At 70.1% G+C, this 756-nt stretch carries 1 protein-coding gene and 1 pseudogene; both read right to left on the bottom strand.

Going from position 1 to position 756, the window contains the following annotated elements; translation table 11 throughout:
• Window positions 1-195: hypothetical protein (locus ABT118_RS28350; protein ID WP_350674969.1), on the bottom strand; the 195-nt coding region annotated here is incomplete at its 3' end.
• Window positions 192-756, bottom strand: a pseudogene (locus tag ABT118_RS28345) (hypothetical protein); the annotation flags it as partial. The gene ABT118_RS28350 and the pseudogene ABT118_RS28345, both read right to left, overlap by 4 nt.

Genomic DNA, 756 nt, shown 5'->3' with positions numbered 1-756 from the left:
GTTTCGGCTGTGCAGGCGATGATCAGTGATTTGATCGCGCAGACGGTGAATCAGGGTTTCGGTGCGCAGGACGGGTTCGATCTGGGGCGGACGGGCAAGGCGGGGGCTGATTCGTTCAAGGATGCGGTGAAGAACTCGGGTCAGACGTTCACGGAGGCGTTGCGGGACGGGGTGGGTTCGAAGGCGGGTGGTCACGCGCGCAGTGGGTTGGACAGTGCGGCGGGGCACGGCAACAGCGGCTCGGACTCGCCGGGCAGCAGCGGCGGCAACGACTCCGCCAACACTCCTTCCGGCAACTCGCCGTCCAACAGCGGCAGCAGCCCGTCCGCCAATACCCCCTCCGGCAGCAGCCCTTCGGGCAGCACGCCTTCGGGCAGTACGCCGTCCGGCAGCAGCCCCTCGGGTAGTACGCCGTCGGGTAGTACGCCTTCTGGGAGTGCGCCGTCGGGGCACAGTCCCTCGTCGAGTACGTCGCCGGACAGCGCCCCGAGCCGCGACACGTCCGGTTCGAACGAGACGCCGCGCTCGACGCAGCAGCCGACGCCCAACACCAGCGAGCCGCGCAGCAACGCGCCGCTGGACCCGTTCGGCACCCGGGTCGGCTCCGATGCCAACACGCCGTCTCCGGAGGGTCGTTCGGCCCCGGAATCGCAGCAGTCCTCCCGCACCCCCGACAGCGACACCGGTACCCGGCCCACCGGCACCACCCCGGACAGCGGTCCCTCGCGTACCCCTGATGGCGACACCGGTACCCCG

Origin of the sequence: Kitasatospora sp. NPDC002040 (genome assembly GCF_040296785.1) — a bacterium.
Classification (GTDB): domain Bacteria; phylum Actinomycetota; class Actinomycetes; order Streptomycetales; family Streptomycetaceae; genus Kitasatospora.
The sequence above is the reverse complement of the archived record's forward strand: the minus strand, read 5'-3'. Positions and strand labels throughout refer to the sequence as shown.